The sequence below is a fragment of the Mycobacterium sp. genome, assembly GCF_019243155.1.
In the GTDB taxonomy this organism is placed as follows: domain Bacteria; phylum Actinomycetota; class Actinomycetes; order Mycobacteriales; family Mycobacteriaceae; genus Mycobacterium.
Window position 1 is genome coordinate 1 of the sequence record NZ_JAFAUS010000013.1, and the last position, 15494, is coordinate 15494.

24 protein-coding genes are annotated in these 15494 nt (G+C 65.2%); 8 read left to right on the top strand and 16 right to left on the bottom strand.

Going from position 1 to position 15494, the window contains the following annotated elements; all coding sequences use genetic code 11:
• The 3 genes from JOZ00_RS00720 to JOZ00_RS00730 form a co-directional block, all read right to left on the bottom strand.
• Positions 1-290: GNAT family N-acetyltransferase (locus JOZ00_RS00720; RefSeq protein ID WP_293338446.1), on the bottom strand; the 290-nt coding region annotated here is incomplete at its 3' end.
• Positions 291-355: 65 nt separating this feature from the next.
• Positions 356-883, bottom strand: coding sequence for a hypothetical protein (locus JOZ00_RS00725; protein ID WP_293338448.1), 528 nt, complete (start codon positions 881-883; stop codon positions 356-358).
• A gap of 52 nt (positions 884-935) precedes the next feature.
• Positions 936-1682, bottom strand: coding sequence for a Clp protease N-terminal domain-containing protein (locus JOZ00_RS00730; RefSeq protein ID WP_293338450.1), 747 nt, complete (start codon positions 1680-1682; stop codon positions 936-938).
• Between the two features lie 130 nt (positions 1683-1812).
• On the opposite strand from JOZ00_RS00730, the gene JOZ00_RS00735 reads away from it, so the two are divergent.
• From JOZ00_RS00735 to JOZ00_RS00745, 3 genes are all read left to right on the top strand, one after another.
• Complete coding sequence (locus JOZ00_RS00735) at positions 1813-2166, top strand: DUF732 domain-containing protein (protein WP_293338452.1); 354 nt, start codon at positions 1813-1815, stop codon at positions 2164-2166.
• Between the two features lie 294 nt (positions 2167-2460).
• Positions 2461-2805, top strand: coding sequence for a DUF732 domain-containing protein (locus JOZ00_RS00740; RefSeq protein ID WP_293338454.1), 345 nt, complete (start codon positions 2461-2463; stop codon positions 2803-2805).
• A 39-nt stretch (positions 2806-2844) separates the two neighbouring features.
• Positions 2845-3783 (top strand): cytochrome c oxidase assembly protein, encoded by a 939-nt coding sequence (locus JOZ00_RS00745; RefSeq protein WP_293338456.1) that lies wholly within the window; start codon positions 2845-2847, stop codon positions 3781-3783.
• Between the two features lies 1 nt (position 3784).
• On the opposite strand, the gene JOZ00_RS00750 is transcribed toward JOZ00_RS00745, so the two are convergent.
• Both JOZ00_RS00750 and JOZ00_RS00755 read right to left on the bottom strand, forming a co-directional pair.
• Positions 3785-4705, bottom strand: a complete 921-nt coding sequence (locus JOZ00_RS00750) for a cation diffusion facilitator family transporter (RefSeq protein ID WP_293338458.1) — start codon at positions 4703-4705, stop codon at positions 3785-3787.
• Positions 4706-4707: 2 nt separating this feature from the next.
• Positions 4708-4920, bottom strand: a complete 213-nt coding sequence (locus JOZ00_RS00755) for a hypothetical protein (RefSeq protein ID WP_293338460.1) — start codon at positions 4918-4920, stop codon at positions 4708-4710.
• A gap of 320 nt (positions 4921-5240) precedes the next feature.
• Here JOZ00_RS00755 and JOZ00_RS00760 point away from each other — a divergent pair, with 320 nt between their 5' ends.
• Complete coding sequence (locus JOZ00_RS00760) at positions 5241-5429, top strand: hypothetical protein (protein ID WP_293338462.1); 189 nt, start codon at positions 5241-5243, stop codon at positions 5427-5429.
• Position 5430: 1 nt separating this feature from the next.
• Here JOZ00_RS00760 and JOZ00_RS00765 read toward each other — a convergent pair whose 3' ends face one another.
• The 5 genes from JOZ00_RS00765 to JOZ00_RS00785 all read right to left on the bottom strand — a co-directional run bounded on the left by JOZ00_RS00765 (position 5431) and on the right by JOZ00_RS00785 (position 9060).
• Positions 5431-5958, bottom strand: coding sequence for a restriction endonuclease (locus JOZ00_RS00765; RefSeq protein WP_293338464.1), 528 nt, complete (start codon positions 5956-5958; stop codon positions 5431-5433).
• A gap of 74 nt (positions 5959-6032) precedes the next feature.
• On the bottom strand, positions 6033-6920 hold the full coding sequence (locus JOZ00_RS00770) for a haloalkane dehalogenase (RefSeq protein ID WP_293338466.1): 888 nt from the start codon (positions 6918-6920) through the stop codon (positions 6033-6035).
• Positions 6921-6988: 68 nt separating this feature from the next.
• The gene (locus tag JOZ00_RS00775; RefSeq protein WP_293338468.1) at positions 6989-7201 is read right to left on the bottom strand and encodes a hypothetical protein; all 213 of its coding nucleotides are present in this window, start codon (positions 7199-7201) and stop codon (positions 6989-6991) included.
• A 141-nt stretch (positions 7202-7342) separates the two neighbouring features.
• A complete protein-coding gene (locus JOZ00_RS00780) occupies positions 7343-8608 on the bottom strand; it encodes a hypothetical protein (RefSeq protein WP_293338470.1) in 1266 nt (421 codons plus the stop codon).
• A 110-nt stretch (positions 8609-8718) separates the two neighbouring features.
• The gene (locus JOZ00_RS00785; RefSeq protein WP_293338471.1) at positions 8719-9060 is read right to left on the bottom strand and encodes a hypothetical protein; all 342 of its coding nucleotides are present in this window, start codon (positions 9058-9060) and stop codon (positions 8719-8721) included.
• 143 nt (positions 9061-9203) lie between these two features.
• On the opposite strand from JOZ00_RS00785, the gene JOZ00_RS00790 reads away from it, so the two are divergent.
• A complete protein-coding gene (locus JOZ00_RS00790) occupies positions 9204-9827 on the top strand; it encodes a hypothetical protein (RefSeq protein ID WP_293338473.1) in 624 nt (207 codons plus the stop codon).
• Here JOZ00_RS00790 and JOZ00_RS00795 read toward each other — a convergent pair.
• Both JOZ00_RS00795 and JOZ00_RS00800 read right to left on the bottom strand, forming a co-directional pair.
• Complete coding sequence (locus JOZ00_RS00795; RefSeq protein ID WP_293338475.1) at positions 9808-10068, bottom strand: hypothetical protein; 261 nt, start codon at positions 10066-10068, stop codon at positions 9808-9810. The genes JOZ00_RS00790 and JOZ00_RS00795 overlap by 20 nt on opposite strands.
• 272 nt (positions 10069-10340) lie before the next feature.
• Positions 10341-10661, bottom strand: a complete 321-nt coding sequence (locus JOZ00_RS00800) for a hypothetical protein (RefSeq protein ID WP_293338477.1) — start codon at positions 10659-10661, stop codon at positions 10341-10343.
• Between the two features lie 68 nt (positions 10662-10729).
• Between JOZ00_RS00800 and JOZ00_RS00805 the strand changes: the two genes are divergently transcribed.
• Both JOZ00_RS00805 and JOZ00_RS00810 read left to right on the top strand, forming a co-directional pair.
• On the top strand, positions 10730-11224 hold the full coding sequence (locus tag JOZ00_RS00805; RefSeq protein ID WP_293338479.1) for a hypothetical protein: 495 nt from the start codon (positions 10730-10732) through the stop codon (positions 11222-11224).
• Positions 11225-11478: 254 nt separating this feature from the next.
• Complete coding sequence (locus tag JOZ00_RS00810) at positions 11479-12546, top strand: GGDEF domain-containing protein (protein ID WP_293338481.1); 1068 nt, start codon at positions 11479-11481, stop codon at positions 12544-12546.
• Between the two features lie 113 nt (positions 12547-12659).
• Here JOZ00_RS00810 and JOZ00_RS00815 read toward each other — a convergent pair whose 3' ends face one another.
• Positions 12660-12905, bottom strand: coding sequence for a CsbD family protein (locus JOZ00_RS00815; RefSeq protein WP_293338483.1), 246 nt, complete (start codon positions 12903-12905; stop codon positions 12660-12662).
• 133 nt (positions 12906-13038) lie between these two features.
• On the opposite strand from JOZ00_RS00815, the gene JOZ00_RS00820 reads away from it, so the two are divergent.
• On the top strand, positions 13039-13242 hold the full coding sequence (locus tag JOZ00_RS00820; protein WP_293338485.1) for a hypothetical protein: 204 nt from the start codon (positions 13039-13041) through the stop codon (positions 13240-13242).
• 15 nt (positions 13243-13257) lie between these two features.
• On the opposite strand, the gene JOZ00_RS00825 is transcribed toward JOZ00_RS00820, so the two are convergent.
• From JOZ00_RS00825 to JOZ00_RS00835, 3 genes are all read right to left on the bottom strand, one after another.
• Positions 13258-14463, bottom strand: a complete 1206-nt coding sequence (locus tag JOZ00_RS00825) for a glycosyltransferase (protein ID WP_293338487.1) — start codon at positions 14461-14463, stop codon at positions 13258-13260.
• A 118-nt stretch (positions 14464-14581) separates the two neighbouring features.
• On the bottom strand, positions 14582-14938 hold the full coding sequence (locus JOZ00_RS00830; RefSeq protein WP_293338489.1) for a limonene-1,2-epoxide hydrolase family protein: 357 nt from the start codon (positions 14936-14938) through the stop codon (positions 14582-14584).
• A 61-nt stretch (positions 14939-14999) separates the two neighbouring features.
• Complete coding sequence (locus JOZ00_RS00835; RefSeq protein WP_366022217.1) at positions 15000-15308, bottom strand: hypothetical protein; 309 nt, start codon at positions 15306-15308, stop codon at positions 15000-15002.
• Positions 15309-15494: the final 186 nt, after the last annotated feature.

Here is a 15494-nt window from a genome sequence, read left to right on the forward strand (position 1 = left end):
GCCAGGGTGCGGCTCATCAGTGCGGTCGCGACCCCGCAGCCGTGACGGTCGGGCAGCACGTACATCTTGGACAGTTCGGCGGCCGGACGGATCCGAACCGCGCGCTGCACGTCCGCGTCATCGCTGACGCCGCGAATCAGCATGGCGTAGCCGACAATCAGGCCCTCGTGGTACGCGGTGAGGATCGCCCGTTGCGGGTCGGCCAGATACTCGGCGAAGCGGGCGGGGGTCAGGTTGGCGGCGATGAACGACGCGATGTTCTCCGGCGGTATCGAGGGCGGGCACGCCAACGGAAACGTACGCGCGGCGACAGCGGAAAGTTGTTCTATATCAACGGGTTCCGGTGTTCTGACGGTTAGAGGTTCCACTGCGCGAGGTGGTAGCCCGTCCGCTTGTCCAGCAGGACGACGGTGGACACCGGGTCGCGGTAGGCGTCCCAATACACGCCACCGCGGACGATGGCTCCGTTGGGCGCGTTGCCCAGGACTTTGTCCAGCGCGTCGGGCGCATCGGATGCCCGGGGCTTGTAGGCATCGGCGAACGGCGTGACGCCGTCGAAACTGAAGTTGGTCGCCATGACGAAGGGGTTGGGCACCCGGATCGCGCGCACCGTCACGTCGGCGCGGTCAACGGTGCTGCCGGGAAAGCTCTTGACCGGGACGCCTTCGCGCGTATAGCCGAATCCCGGCGGGGGGTCGCACGGTGCGACGCTGCTGACGGTGACGTCCGCGATGTAGGTGCCGGTGTCCACCCGCAGCGTGTCGCCGATGTGGCCGATCGGCGCGTCACCGGCCAGGGCGCGGGGAGCCGAGACCACGGCGACCGCGGTCACGCTGGCGGCGGCGACCAAAAGAGTCCACAAGACGACCAGCCAGCGGTGCATCTAGGCATGATCGCACACGCGGTAACACCGGGGGGAGGGGTACACGAACCGGTCAGGCGCCGGGGTGGACCGGCTTGCCGCCGCTCAGCGATTCCAGCGCCTTGATCAGGTCGGCCTCGACGCGGTCCTTGTTGACACCGCATTGCTGCAGCGGCCCTTTGACGGGAGAGCCGTCTTCCAGCTCGAGCATCGCCAGCAGCATGTGTTCGGTGCCAATGTAGTTGTGGCCCAACCGAAGTGCTTCGCGGAAGGTCAGCTCGAGGGCTTTGCGTGCCGGCCCGCTGAACGGGATCAGGGCGGGGATTTCGGCTCCGGCCGGTGGCAGCACTATCGCGGTGCGGATCGCTTCGGTGTCCACCTTCTGCAGGAGTAGCAGCACCGTCGCCAGCGCCGCCGGATCGCTGAGCAGGCCGAGCAGCAGATGGTCGGGGTTGATTTCGGCATTGCCGGCTTCGTGCGCGGCGTTCTGAGCGGCCACCACCGCGCCGCGCGCCCGCGGTGTGAAGCGTCCGAATCCCTGTTCGGGGTCCAGGCTGGTCGCCTCGGCGCGCGGGACGAACCGCTTCTGGGCGGCCTGCTTGGTGACGCCCATGCTCTTGCCGATATCGGTCCACGACGCGCCGGAGCGCCGAGCCTGGTCGACGAAATGGCCGATCAAGTGGTCGGCGACCTCGCCCAGGTGTTCGCCGGCCAGGACGGCGTCCGCCAGCTGGTCCAGCACGTCGGTGCGGACCGACTTGATGGCGTCGATCAGTTCGTCGAGGCGGACCGGATAGGCGATGCGGGTGGGGTCGGACATGGCGTCAACGATAGGTTGACGCAGCGGCTAAGTCAACTAGGGGTTGACGCCACTTTGTGCCGTGAGCGCAAATTAAGTTTCTGTTTCGCGAGGTGCGGGACCACTACCGCTCTGCAAGAGTTACTTACTCATGAAGCTACTTCTCGCCCTGATGAGTTTTGCCGCGATTATCGGCTTGGCCGTGCCGGCGTTTGCCGACTCCACCGACGACGCATTCGTCGCTTCATTGGATAAGGCCGGCATCAGCTATTCCGACCCGTCCTCGGCGGCGAAGGCGGGCCAGTGGGTGTGCACGGCGGTCAAAAGCAGCACGGCGATGACGGATGTCGTCTCGACGCTGCAATCCAAGAACCCTGGCCTGAGCGACGATCATGCCAACTCGTTCGCGGCGATCGCCGCCAACGCGTACTGCCCGGACCAGGTCTCGAGCTCCAGCAGCAGCTCGCCCACCCCGAGCGCAACACCTGCCAGCAGCAACTCTTAACGGGTTGCAGACGCAGAATGCGTGGACGCGGGATCTGACTTCGTACAAAGTCGGCTCGTCGACCCACTCGGCAACGCCCTGAATACGAATATCGTCATTTATTCGCTCGTCGGTGTGGACATTTATTTCACGGAGCGCACCTGCTTTATCCAGATCCGGTATTTCGGAGGGATGACCCCTCGCCGGCCCCTCGCCGGCACCGGCGGCGTAGCGGACGTCGAGGGAGGGAAAGTTCACGTCCCGTTCGCCCGACGAGATGCCAAGCACTCGCATGTTTGACAGAATCACACCGCTATGCGACTCCTACTCGTGCTGACAAGCGTCGTCGCCGCGGTCGGCCTTTCCGCTCCGGCCTACGCAGACATCGACAACGATCAGGACTTTCTCAAGGACCTCCGGGACGCCGGCCTCACCTACCAGGATGGCGGCAACGCGGTCACCATCGGCAAGTCGGTGTGTGACCTGCTCGACGACGGGCAGTCGTCCGCCTCGGTCGTGACGCAGCTGCGGAACCAGAATCCGGCCTTCGAGGGGGCCGCCGCGGCCAAGTTCGCGTACCTTTCCGCCGCTCACTACTGCCCGAAATACATCACCGGCGACGACCGCGGCCCGAAACCGGAAGGCGCCACCGGCAACTGAGCGGCCGATCGGCTTGCGCGTCGCAATACGCTAGGTGCTGTGCGCGCCGACCCAGGACCGCTGACATCGAATGCCGTGCTTACGACATGGCAGCTGGATATCTTCTCCGCCGTCGTGATCGTGGTGCTCGCGGTCGGCTACACCTGGTGCTATCGACGCGGTCATAATGCCGAGCGCTCAGTCGGCGCCGCGCGGGCCGGGTGCTTCTGGGTGGGTTTGGTGCTGTGGGGGCTGGCCACCATGAGCGCAGTCGGTGTCTACGCCTACGTCCTGTTTTGGGTGCGCGCCCTGCAGGTGTTGCTGCTGTTGTACGTCGTGCCGTTGTTCATCGCGCAGGGCAAGCCGGTCACTGTGCTGCGCGATGCCCTGGGCCCGGCCGGGCGCGACCGCATCGATCGGTTGCTGGCGACCCCGTTCGTCGCACTGCTCGCACACCCGGCCACCACGTCTTTGGGGATGCTGGCCACGCCGTGGTTGCTGTACCTGACGCCTTGGTACACCGCCGCTCTCGACAACGAATGGATCGGTGCTCCGACCCGAATCCTGTTGGTAGCGCTGGGTTTCGGGTATTTCTATGCCCGGCTGCAAGAGGATCCCGTGCCACACAGGTACCCCCAGCTGATGTCGCTGCTGATCTCGGTCGCCGAGGCCCTCGGCGACGGTGTCCTCGGGCTGGTCCTGTGGCAGGGGTCGTTGATCGGTGTCGCGTATTACGATGCGCTGCACCGATCTTGGGGTCCCGATCAACGACTCGACCAGACAATCGGAGCCGGGGTGCTGTGGGTCCTGGGCGACGTGGTGGGGCTGCCGTTCGTGCTGTTGCTGATGCGCGCCCTGTCCCGTGACGAGAAGGCGCATGCGGTCCGGGTCGATGCCGAATTGGACAGGGCCGAAGTGGACGAACCTCGGGACGCCGCGCCTTCGGGCTTGTGGTGGGAGAACGACCCGCAGTTCCGCGATCGGTTCCGTCGCGGCTGATCTATGCCGCTCGGGCCGTCCAGCTGAAGCTGTGCATGTCCGGGATCCGCGGCGTTAGCGCGGCGGCGACGCTGCGACCGATGTCGTCGGCGGCTGCCAGCGTGGTCTCGGGACCGAGGAAGCCTTCGACCTCGACGCGCAGGGTCCGCCCCGTCCATCGAGCTCGGGCATGGGCGTGCGTGACGCCGGGGACGGAGGTGGCGACGGCCTCGGCGGTCGTGATGATTTCGGGGTCGACGCCGTCGAGCAGGCGGTGCGCGATGTCGGAGGTCACCTCCCAGCCGACGTGGCAGATGAACCCGGTGACGACGATTCCGGCGACGGCGTCGGCCCAGCCCCAGCCGAGCGCGACGCCGATGAGTCCCAGTACGGCTCCGGCCGAGGACAGCGCGTCCAGCCAGGAATGCTTGGCGTCGGCCATCATGGTCGCCGAGCGAATCCGCCGGCCCACCACTAACTTGTAGCGGGCCACCAGCTGATTGCCGACCACACCCACGGCCGCCGCGGCGATGCCCCAGCCCACGTGACCGGTGCCGCCGTGCCGCAGCAGCTTGCTGATGCTTTCATATCCGGCGACCGCAGCACTGCCCCAAATCACAAGGGCCACACCAACACCGGCGAGATCTTCGGCGCGCTCGTAACCATAGGGGTACCGCTCGCTCGGGAGTTTGCGTGATGCCCGAAACCCGATGAAGACCAGGACGCTGGTGGAAACGTCCGACAGGTTGTGCAGCGCATCGCCGAGCAGTGCCACCGAGCCGGACACCAGCGCGATGACCAACTCGATCACGCCGGTCAGTGCCAATCCGACGGCGCTGACCGCGACGGCCCGGTTGGCCTGCCGACGCTCACCCGCGTCATCGATCGCTTTGCCGAGGGGAAAGCCTGCCGCCGGGTCGCGGACTCCGCTGGTCAGGTGCACGCCTACTTGCCCTGCTCCGGCTCGGACGGTTGAGTGCGTGGCGTGCGGGTGCCCTTCGGAAGCAGCATGAACAGCACGGGGAAGCGCAGTAGTGCGTTGCCGCCGGAGACTTCGAGGAAAACGACCTCCATCTCCAGGCGGTTCAACGGCCGGGTTTCCATCATCAGGCGCGACTTGAGGTAGCGCGGGGTCCTGAGCCACTCGACCAGATTCATACCCGCGACTGTACCCGCTGGCAAAATTGCAGGTCCGTGAATTCCTCGATGATACCGATGGGTTTCAACTCGTCACCCGCGGGTACCAAAGCCATTGCACGACAGGAACTTTCGCGTTATTCCGGCGTCGTGAGCTACCGCAGGCACCGATGGGCGCGCGAGGCGCTCAGCGCGCTGATCGGAGGGTGTTTGCCACAGCAAGATCAAAACCGCGTGTATTACCCGAAACGTCTTGATTGACAACACTTCCAGCGTGCCGATCGCGTTGCTTGCGCCCTGCGTCGGGATGCGGCCACAGCTAGTCTGTGGCATCTAGAGCCATGGACCTTAACGAAGCCGAAAAGATGATTTACGCGTGGGGGATGTGGGAACGAGGGCGCTCGGACGGCATCGCCTTGGCAATCGAGAAGGTGGAGAACCTCCTGTGCCAGCAGGATGTGAGCGGGCAGCAGCGAACGGTCTTGCTCGGACTCTACGACTCGTTCCTGCATGCGAAGGCGTATCGGTAGCCTAAACGGCTCGTCGCGCGGGCGGGGGCACCCAAGCTTCCAAGGCTTTGCGCCCGATCAACTGGCAACCATGGGTAAAGGCCAATTGCTTTGCCGCAGTGGTGAACTCCTGATTGCTGACGACGATGCTCCTCGTGCATCCGTGGTGGCGTGCGCCCGAGACCACCTGCTGGACGGCGGCGACGCCGACCGGCCTGCCGTGGCGTTTGCACTGGATCGCCACGGAGTGGCCGTCCTTTTCGGCGATCAGGTCGACGCCGTAGTCACCGACCGCCGGAGTGAACGCGACCTGCCAACCGGCCCGCCGCAGGCGTCCGGCGACGTAGTCCTCGAACTCCACGCCGTCCATGGCGTCGACCGCGGTCAGGCCGGCGTCGCGCCGCCATAGCGGCCGGTAGCCCTTTCCCGCCACAAGCAGCGCGAAGAACAGGCCGAAGCAGCCTCCCGCCAGCCCCAAACCGGCGCTGTGGCCGATGAAGCCGACCAGGAGCCCGACATAGAGCGGGAGGAAGACGAGGGCGATTTTCATGCGCGCAGTGGCACCCGGTGCATGGGCCGATGATAAGGACGGCCGACGACAAAATCCGGCGACGTCGGCCGGATTCAGGAAGAGGTCCCCATCCAGTCCGCGATGGCCCGGCCGATCTCGTCGGGCGAATCCTCCTGCACGAAATGGATTCCCGACACCGTCTTCTCGGTCAGCGCTGGCCACCCACGGACGAGGTCGACCAGCCTGTCGTTGGTAAGGATAGCTCCGGGCTCGGCCTTCAGGAACAGCTTGGGCACGTCGCTGGTCGCGAGCCAGTCGGCGTAGTCGGCCGCGATCGCACTCACGTCGGCCGGCTCGCCCTCGATGGGAATTTCGCGAGGCCACGTCAGTGTCGGACGTCGACCCTCGCCCGGCTCGGAGAACGGCCGCCGGTACTCGCCCATCTCCTCGTCGGAGAGCTTGCGCATGACGGCGTTCGGCAGGATCTCCTCGATGAAGTAGTTGTTCTTCAGCACCATCTCTTCGCCGGCGTCCGACCGGATGGCCTCCAGCGCTTCGCGCATTCCCATCGAGTCCCAGTGATCGCGGCCCTGCGGGGCCACGATCGCCTCCATGAAGGCGATACCCTTCACCGCGTCACGATGGCGGTTGGCCCAGTCGAAGCCGAGGGCCGAGCCCCAGTCGTGGATCACCAAGGTGACGCGCTGGCGCACGCCGAGGTCCTCGAGCAGCGCGTCCAGATAGCGACGGTGCTCGACGAATCGATACGAGCCGGGTCCGCTATCGGGCAACTTGTCGGAATCGCCCATACCGATCAGATCCGGGGCTATGCAGCGGCCCAGGGGCTGCAGGTGCGGCAACACATTTCGCCATAGGTAGGACGAGGTGGGATTGCCGTGCAGCAGCACAATGGGGTCGCCGCTGCCTACCTCGACGTACGCCATCTTCCGGCCGAGGACTTGCCGCCACTGTTTGCCTTGAGGAAACGCCGCAGAGCTCATGTCTGGTCACCTTCGGTATTGGCTCAGGTCATTAATTTGGGTTGCCTGACCCAATATGCTAAGCCCGATCAGGTGTTGTCGGCCAGATAGGTGACGTCGTACCAGCGCCCAGGCGCCCCGATCTGCTCGCCGTACTCCTCGGTGGCGATCGCCCGCTCCATCCGGATGTCCGTGAAATGGGGATTGTGCACGCGCACGTAGTCCTCGAGCCCGGCGAACAGCGCGTCACCGTCCAGAGTCAGATCCGCCAGCGCGCGGCCCTCGTACCTCGTCCAGCCCACGAATGACATCTTGCCTTGTCATCGAACCGCGCGGCGCGGAAGCAGAACCGGGCCGGCCGCACAGAGTCGGGGGGAGGGACCGGGGCCGGCCCGATCAACTTATTGAGACAATCCAAGCCCCGAATTTCTTCCCGCCCGCCGCTACTCGATCGCGGTCAGTTCCTCCGCGCGCTTCTTGCGGCGGTTCAGCATCCAGGCGGCCAGGCACACTGCGGCCGCCAACGCCCCGTAGCTGAGAGCGAAGGGCCAGCGCGGCGCCGATGGTGGCGCGGGTTCCTTGAGAGCGGCCAGCGCCAACAGGTAGCTGCCGTTGTCGGTCGGCCCGCTACCCGGAAGCGACTGGGTCTTGGTCACAGTGATCTGGGAGTTGCTGTTGCCGTCGTTGATCTGCCCCCAGGCAAAGGTGGTGTCGTTGAGCATGAAGGTGTCCTGGCTGCCCGCCGGTTGGCCGGCGTCGTGGCCCACCACCTGCACCTCGCCGACCTCGACGATTTGGTTGGAGGCGTGGACGGTCGCCGTGACGTCGTGGTACACGTCCGGTGGCACCGGCGGGAGGTAGTCCGGCGGCGGCGGGCCGTTCCCGGCGTTCGCCGGTACCGCGGCGCCGCCGTAGAAGCTGCCCGAGGCGACGTGGCTGTAGCTGACCGCGGTGAACGGGTAGAGGCCGACGATGGCCGCGTCGAGCACGATCCGGCCACCGGCCGGCACGAAGGCCTCCCGATACGCGCCGCTGTAGTTGTAGCGGAAGGTCATCGCTTCATCGAGCGGGTTGTACAGGACCGGGCGGCGGTAATCGTCGTAGTCGATGTAGTCCCAGTGCCGGGGGCGGACAAGTATCTGGTTGTCGGCCTTCAGCAGGTCGACGTTGCCGTTGTTGACGTTGACCGCGTTCTGCACCTGGTGGTCGAAGTCGTACACCTGCATCGGCGGTTCCGGTGGGCTGGCGGGATTGACCCGCGTCGGCGGTGCGGCCTTGGCCGCCGCGACCGCCTGCGGTGGTGCTTCCAGCCCCTTAGGCGGTGAGATCAGCGGGGCGTTGGTCGGCCCCCCGCCCTGCGGATTGATCTTGGGTACCTGCGCCTGAGCCGGAGTCGCGGTCGGCGGCCGGGAGATGGGCGGTAAGGGTATTGGGGGCGGGATCGGCACAATCGGTGGTTCCGGCGGCATCTCGGGAGTCGCCACCGGCACCCGGGTCGGCGGTGGCACCGCCGGGCGGGGCGGCTGATTCACGTCGCACACGTTCGCGGTGTGATAGGCGTTCACGTAAAACCGGCAGTGCTCGCACGCGGTCGGGCTTGACCCGTCGCCGACACATGGAGCCGCCTGTGCCACACCGGGTGCGGGGGCCAGCACCGCTAACGGTGCGAAAGCCACTGCGGCTGCCGCCGCAATCCCGAGTGCTCTCATTTGCTTGACCTTTCGGGATCCGCACTGGCTAGGGGCTGTGAACCAGGGTACAAGTGGTGTCAGCATGCGCGGATATGTTCGCTGGCGCCCGTCGGCGGACCAGTGTTCGGCTAGATCGGAGTCCACACTCCGTTGTTCCAAAGCCCCCAGCCGTTGGCAGTGGGATTCCACATCAGGTTAGCCCCGGGTGCCCACGGTGGCTGCGGTGGCTGTGGCGGCGCCCATGGTGGCGGCGGTCCCCAGGGTCCCCATCCGGCGGGGCCGAACGGTCCGCCCGGGTGTTGCCAGTCGTGGCATTGATTCCAATCCCAGTTCGCGACCTTGTTCCAGCCCGGGTCCCATTGGTCGCCGGGACACCAGTGATAGCTCGGGGCCGCATGGGCCACGGGGCTGGAGATGGCCAACCTGCCGGCCGCTAGAACACCGGCGACCAATCGCCGAACAGGAGTCATTTCCCCAGCATCTCCCGCGGTGGCGGAATCCGACAGGCTTTGTCTTCGGTGACCGGCGCGACATCCCAATACTCTGCGCGCAAACGCTCAGACCGATAACGTACGCCAGGCAGCAGTTAAACGGGGGTGGTGCGTTGAGCGAAGTGAGTTCTCAGACTCACGCCTGGAATCGGCACGCTCTCGGCGCATTCGCAGTCCTGGGTATCGCGCTGGCCCTGAGCGCGTGTGGCTCCTCGGGGACCACCGCGGGATCGTCCTCGTCGCGTCCGGGGGTCGTCACCACGCTTCCGGGCAACGAGACATGCGAGGGGCGGGCGCCGCAGAATGCGGCGTCGCCCGATATCTATCGCCAGCAGTACGCGGACGATCTGGCAGGTCCTCTCAAAGACAGGCTGCGGACCTACGACTCTGCGACGGCGTCGGGTGATTCGGCGCGCATCGGCCAGGCGGCGGGCGCTTTGGACACCGACATCCGGGCCGACGCACGCCTCGTCGACATTCCGCGACTGTATGGCTGTTATGACCAGAAGGTGTTGACCCGTCTGCAGGATGCGACGGAAGCGTTTGCGACGACCCTCGACGCCATGTCGTGCGCCAGCGCCAACATGTGCAACAGGAAGCAGACCGAGGTTCTCGCCCTCGTCGCGCAGGCGGCGCCGCAGGAACGGAGTGCGGTCGAGGCCTTCAATGCCTACGCCGCTCAGTTCGGAGGGGAACAGCTCCCGACGCCGCGGACCTCGGCGGGTCCTAGGTCCTGGCGCGTTTAGGGCGTGCGACGCGTTCGTCGGTAGGGAGGTAGCTGCGCTGCAGCTGTTCGATCAGCGCCTGCGCTTCTTTGATGTCTCGGCGCAGTGCGGCCGCGTGTAGCCGCACCGCGGATGCCCTGCCCTTTTTCATGAGAGTGACGTCTTGGCGCTCGACTTGGGCTAATTGGGCGGTCAGCTCGCTGAGTTGGTCCCGCAACGCGCGAACCAACTGCATGGCTTGGGCCGCCTCGGAAGCACCCATCGCGAAATCGTCGCATCGCGGCGGATTTACGGGGGGAAAGTCAGCTAAATCGAGTGAAATCAGACTTTCGTTTCATGGATCATCAGGCGCAGATTTCGCGTTGAGCACCGGCTTTGACAATTTCCGGTGTGGCGGTCGGCCGACGGGCGAAACCGGTTCTGTCCGGAAACGAAGGACTTCGCCGAACTAAGCGTCGGGTGGAAACCCCGCCGGTACAGATGAATACGGCAGCGCGGTGAATTGGCGTGACGGGGGACGGACCCGCGCTGCCTTCAAATTCCGTTTCGCCACTCGCCGCGGGAACGCATCTCGTCCTGGGCCGCTTGGCATTGCGCCGCCAACTGCCGGTAGGCCACCACGGTGTCGGGATTGCCGAATTTCTCGCCCAGTTCGGCGGTGAGCAGCCGGATCAACTCCATCACGAACTGCAGGGGCCGACCGCTGCCGAGCGCCTCCTCGATCGCGTTGACGACATCGGCGAACTGCATGTCGCTGCTGGTGGCCGCGGCAAGTGCGAGTGTCACGGCCGCGCGCTTGGTGTCGTCAGGCCAGATGGAGTCGTTGTGCGGCGGGATCATGCCCATATCCTCCATGCCGAACCTTGTAGGTGGTGGCGCCGCGTAAGACCATGGAGGCGGGTGTGCTCGCCGGAGGAGATGCGATGGTTCGTGTGAGGAGTCTCGTCGGGGTGTGCGCAGCGTTGCCCGTGGTCGCCGTGTCGCTCTGCCAAACTGCCCTCGCCGACGCCGCATCCTGGGACGGCCAGTACGCGATCACGTTCATGGTCGGTCCCAAGTCAGGGACCAGCATGGCGGTCGGTGACCCTGAGGTGCAGCACACCGATACCTATGGGTTCCGCTCGAGCTGTGCGAGCGGAAAGTGCATCGCCACGATCGTCAGCGGTCCGCCGCCGAGCAACCCAACGGTTCCCCAACCGGTTCAATTCACTTGGGATGGGTCGTCCTGGACCCAGGACAGCGATTTTCAGTGGGACTGCATGATGCCCGACACCTCGATCCAATGGAACCCGGCCCGGGCCCATGTGCGGTACACGCCCCAACCCAACGGGTCGCTTGCCGGCACCATGCACACCGAGATCCTGAGCGGGGCGTGCCAGGGCACAATCGAGATGGACATGACGGCCGAACGTGTGTGACGCTAACCCGGTCCGCTGATACACGAAACCGATTGCAGTGCAATGGTTCTCTGTGGCGTTTGAGATGCCCGACGCTGCTCGTCCGGCATCTGCCTTGCCGCCCGGCGTGTCTACGCAGGGTAAAAGTCAACAAAATCAGGCTGAACCGTACCATTTGTTTTGGTTATCTGGTCTACTCAGCAGATCGGGCCCACTGTTCCTACGACCTCAACGCGCTGCGTGCAGCGATGCTTTATCGGAGGTTTGCCGACTAGATGTCACGGCCGATCGGTTGGCGCGGTAAGCCCGACAGGTACGACTGGATAAAGACGTTTCTGTCCCAACGGGGACGATTGCGCGCGGCGCAGCGGATCATGGCCGTTGTCTGCGCATCGGCGGCACTGGCGCCGTTGAGCGTGTTGGCCACTCAGCGCGAGCCGACCGCTGCCGCGCTGGCCATCGGCGGAGTCACCGCCGTCTTCAGCGTCGGGATGACCTATTTCTATTTGACACGCTGGCCCACACGTCTGCAGTCGGAGACGGCGGTGGTGGTCGGGGTGCTGTGTATCGGCGGCTGGAGTGTCATCCAGCCGACCGCCGCCCTGTCCGCCCTGGCCTGCACTCCCACGATCGTCACGGGGGCCTACAGCGCGATATTCCATCGCCGCAGGATCGTGCTGTTTCACGGTGTGGTGGCCGCAGCGATCGTTGTCGCGGCAGTGGCACGCCTGGCCCAGGAAGTCAGCATCGCCGCCGCACTGTCGGCGTTCTGGGTGATCAACTTCGTCAATGTGTCGGTGCTGCTAGGGGCCTGGGGCATGTCGCGGGCCATGAGAGGGTACGAACGGCGCTCCGAGGAGGATGCGCTCACCGGGCTGCTGAACCGTCGCGCATTCACCGAGATGGTGAGCGACCGCCTCACGAATCCGCCTCGTACACACAGCCATTTGGCAGTGGTGATGGTGGATCTCGACAAATTCAAGCGCATCAACGACACCCATGGTCACTCAGTCGGTGATCACGCCCTGCGGGCAGTGAGCGAGTTGCTGCTCGAGCACACCCCCGCGGATGCGGCCATCTGCCGCGCCGGCGGCGAAGAATTCCTCATCGCGCTGACCTGTGTGCCCGACGACATAGAACCGCTGGCCGAGCGGATTTGTGCCGCGGTGACCAGCCTTTCCCCCCAGATGACGGCGAGCATCGGCACTGCCATCGCAGAGTTACAGCTGTTGAACGAGAGCGCTGCCTGCATCGAAGAGCTGATCGCGATCGCGGACAGTGCAATGTACGTCGCCAAGCGCAGTGGCGGGAACCAGGCGTGCCACGCCGACGCGAGCGCCTAACGGATCAGCTGTTAGGCAGCCAAAGGACCTGCCCTATAACGGAATCGGGACGACCCGCTCTGTCAGGAACGGGCCGCCCCGAGGAAGTCGGGTAGCACCGACCTCCCCTTCCGTCAGCTGCCCTTCTGGGCGCCCTTTTGGCGGGCCTCCGCTGTTTTTTCAGCCGCCCGGGCCGCTTCTGCCTGGGCCTCTTTCTTGGCGACATCGCGCTGCGCCTGCGCCTTGTCCTGCTGCGCGCGGCCTTCCTCGCGAAGACCGTCGTTGTTGATGACGATGCCGGTGATTTCCTTGCCCTTGCCGATCACGTCCTCGACGACGCCTCGGATGGCCTCAACTGGTCCGCTCTTGTTTTCACCCATGATGTAGGTCCTTTCCGGTCACCCCCCAATTACCCGATCGGGCGCAAGCAGGAACCCCTCCCGTTGTGAGGTCGGTCACTAAAGCGCGCCACCTGCGGCCGAACCGGATGGCCCCGGCCTTCGTGTGAAATACATGGAACCCCATCTCGCTTTCGACATCAGCCAGGCCGAGAAGTTTGTCTACGGATGGGACATGTGGGAACGCGGGCGATCGGCCGGCGTCGGCAACGCCATCGACAAAATCGATGCGCTCCTGCGCCGTGACGTGGTCACCGCCGAGCAGCGGGAAGTCCTGGTCGTGCTTCGTGACTCGCTGCGTGAAGGCAGGATCCGGTAGTCGATGGAGCGGGTGTCAGCTGATCGCGTCGATCAGCAGCTTCGCGGCGACCGTCGCTCCGTCGGTGCGGATTGAGCCGGCCACGGCGGTCGCTCGTTCGCGCGTCTGCGGAGCCAGCGCCTTTTTGAGCGCGGCCGACAGCGACTCGGCGGTGGCAGCCTGCCCGCTGTGGGCGCTGCCGATGCCCAGTGCGGCGACGCGCCGGGCCCAGTACGGCTGGTCCGCGACCTGGGGTATCACCACCTGAGGCACGCCGGCCAACGCGGCCGTCCGAGTCGTGCCCGCACCGCCGTGATGCACGACGGCGGCCACCCGGCCGAACAGCTCGGGCAAGTTGGTCTCGCCGATGGCAAAGCAATCGTCCAGGTCGTCGATCAGGGCCAGATCGGCCCAGCCGCGGGAGAGCAGCGTCCGGTGGCCCTGCGCGCGGACCGCCTCGATGGCTACGCCGGCAATGTCTGTCGAGGCGTCCATGGGCATGCTGCCGAAACCCACGTACACCGGTGGTGGGCCGTCGTCCAGGAATGCCAGCAAGTCGGCCGGGAGTGGGCGTTCGTCCGGCAACAGCCACGCGCCGGTTTGAACGACGTCGAGGTCCGCCGGAGTCTTCCACGGGCCCAGGACCGGGTCCGCCGCCAACCACGGGCGATCGGTGATGGCGTGGTCGCGGACGTTGTGCACGGGTGGCAGGCCAATCGATGCCCGGTGCTTGTTGAGCATCGGGCCGAATACCACGTTCGCGTTCCGGGCATGCATGTCCCACAGGATCCGGTTGCTCAACCAGGGCACCGACATCGGCCCGCTCGCAGGTGCCTCCGGCCGGTGATGCGGTGACGGCAGATTAGTCGGGGTGTAGGTCGCGTAGACGTAGTGGATGCCCAGCTTTTCGGCGGCCGACCGCGCGGCAGCCGCGATCGGCATAAAGCCGGTCGCCACCAGCGCGTCGCATCCTTCGGCCGCGGCGGTGACCGTCGTCAACTGCGCGCCGATCAACTCGTCCACGTACCGGGGAAGGTCTGGCGTCGTCGAGTTGGCCACCTCGCGCAGAGAGTCGCCGAACGGCACCATCGGCACGCCGAAACCGGCCGCCCGCTCGGCGAGTTGCTCATCCGGCGGCGCACACACTCGCACCTCGGCGCCAAGTGCCCGCAGCTGCACCGCGAGTCCGATCAGCGGTTCGATGCCCCCGCGCGTGTCATACGTCCACAACAACACGCGCACTTCACTACTCCGATTCCTGTTGGTTCCCGTCCCGGCAGACTTTATCGTCCGCTGTGGACGGACAACCAGCTCGGGGAGTGGCGACGTTCTATCGACTGTGACAACACGTTTCGGGTTTTTAAGATGACGTCGACCCTGGCATGTCGAAGTAGTCACGCCACGCGGTGATCTTCGTGTCGCTCACTTCGAAGGCGCCCATGCAGCCAGCAGAGACGCTTTTGCCGTCGTAGATGAAACGGTCGAGACGCTCGACCATGACGAGATTTCCGTTGACCGCGGTGTTGAGCACTTGCAGATCCGCATGTTCCATGCGACCGACGTGTCCCCGAACCCACAAACCAATTTCGTCAAGTCCCCGATATGTTCCGGACGGGTCCACCAAGACAGCGTCATCAGCGAAATAGTCCAGAATTTTCTCGGCATCCAATGTCTGCCAGGCGGCTAACTGGGCACGGACGACATCTTCTGGGCCCACCGCTCCTCCAAAGCATCCTTTTCAGGATGCAACGCAGCTAAACTGTTGCCGCACAACGCATCTAGTGCGGTTGGTTGACCAGGAAACACTGCACCTGGCGAACGGCGTCCTCTTGCTTGACTCCCATGCCCACCAAGATCTGAACTAGAGAGGCAGGGGGCACACCACCATTGATGTCGGTATCCATCACGTGGACACTCGGAAACCAATTTTCTGCCTTCACCCCCGGCGGCGGGGGCTTCGCGCCGTTTCCTATGCACTCGGCGTAACCGACGGCGCCGGTGTCAGCGCGGGCCTGCGACGCCCCCATCGGAAGAACTGGGACGGTGATGGCCATGCCGACCGCCGCGGCGACACAGATGAAACGCATGAGTGAATGTACCGCGTTCGCCTTGTCCATCAAGCACGAATCTTGTGCACGGCCTCCAGCTCGAATATCGGGATGGTGCGCGCGGTTTTTGACTGGTAGTTCGCGTACGCGAACGCAGGCGTGGTCGCGTTGATCCTGGGAATGACCGCCTCACGTTCGGACGGGTCGAGCTCGCGGGCGACGACG

Coding starts and splice junctions, on each gene's coding strand:
- JOZ00_RS00725 (WP_293338448.1), bottom strand. CDS start 883: ATGCACCGCTGGCTGGTCGTCTTGTGGACTCTTTTGGTCGCCGCCGCC.
- JOZ00_RS00730 (WP_293338450.1), bottom strand. CDS start 1,682: ATGTCCGACCCCACCCGCATCGCCTATCCGGTCCGCCTCGACGAACTG.
- JOZ00_RS00735 (WP_293338452.1), top strand. CDS start 1,813: ATGAAGCTACTTCTCGCCCTGATGAGTTTTGCCGCGATTATCGGCTTG.
- JOZ00_RS00740 (WP_293338454.1), top strand. CDS start 2,461: ATGCGACTCCTACTCGTGCTGACAAGCGTCGTCGCCGCGGTCGGCCTT.
- JOZ00_RS00755 (WP_293338460.1), bottom strand. CDS start 4,920: ATGAATCTGGTCGAGTGGCTCAGGACCCCGCGCTACCTCAAGTCGCGC.
- JOZ00_RS00760 (WP_293338462.1), top strand. CDS start 5,241: ATGGACCTTAACGAAGCCGAAAAGATGATTTACGCGTGGGGGATGTGG.
- JOZ00_RS00765 (WP_293338464.1), bottom strand. CDS start 5,958: ATGAAAATCGCCCTCGTCTTCCTCCCGCTCTATGTCGGGCTCCTGGTC.
- JOZ00_RS00770 (WP_293338466.1), bottom strand. CDS start 6,920: ATGAGCTCTGCGGCGTTTCCTCAAGGCAAACAGTGGCGGCAAGTCCTC.
- JOZ00_RS00780 (WP_293338470.1), bottom strand. CDS start 8,608: ATGAGAGCACTCGGGATTGCGGCGGCAGCCGCAGTGGCTTTCGCACCG.
- JOZ00_RS00785 (WP_293338471.1), bottom strand. CDS start 9,060: ATGACTCCTGTTCGGCGATTGGTCGCCGGTGTTCTAGCGGCCGGCAGG.
- JOZ00_RS00795 (WP_293338475.1), bottom strand. CDS start 10,068: ATGGGTGCTTCCGAGGCGGCCCAAGCCATGCAGTTGGTTCGCGCGTTG.
- JOZ00_RS00800 (WP_293338477.1), bottom strand. CDS start 10,661: ATGGAGGATATGGGCATGATCCCGCCGCACAACGACTCCATCTGGCCT.
- JOZ00_RS00805 (WP_293338479.1), top strand. CDS start 10,730: ATGGTTCGTGTGAGGAGTCTCGTCGGGGTGTGCGCAGCGTTGCCCGTG.
- JOZ00_RS00810 (WP_293338481.1), top strand. CDS start 11,479: ATGTCACGGCCGATCGGTTGGCGCGGTAAGCCCGACAGGTACGACTGG.
- JOZ00_RS00815 (WP_293338483.1), bottom strand. CDS start 12,905: ATGGGTGAAAACAAGAGCGGACCAGTTGAGGCCATCCGAGGCGTCGTC.
- JOZ00_RS00820 (WP_293338485.1), top strand. CDS start 13,039: ATGGAACCCCATCTCGCTTTCGACATCAGCCAGGCCGAGAAGTTTGTC.
- JOZ00_RS00835 (WP_366022217.1), bottom strand. CDS start 15,308: ATGCGTTTCATCTGTGTCGCCGCGGCGGTCGGCATGGCCATCACCGTC.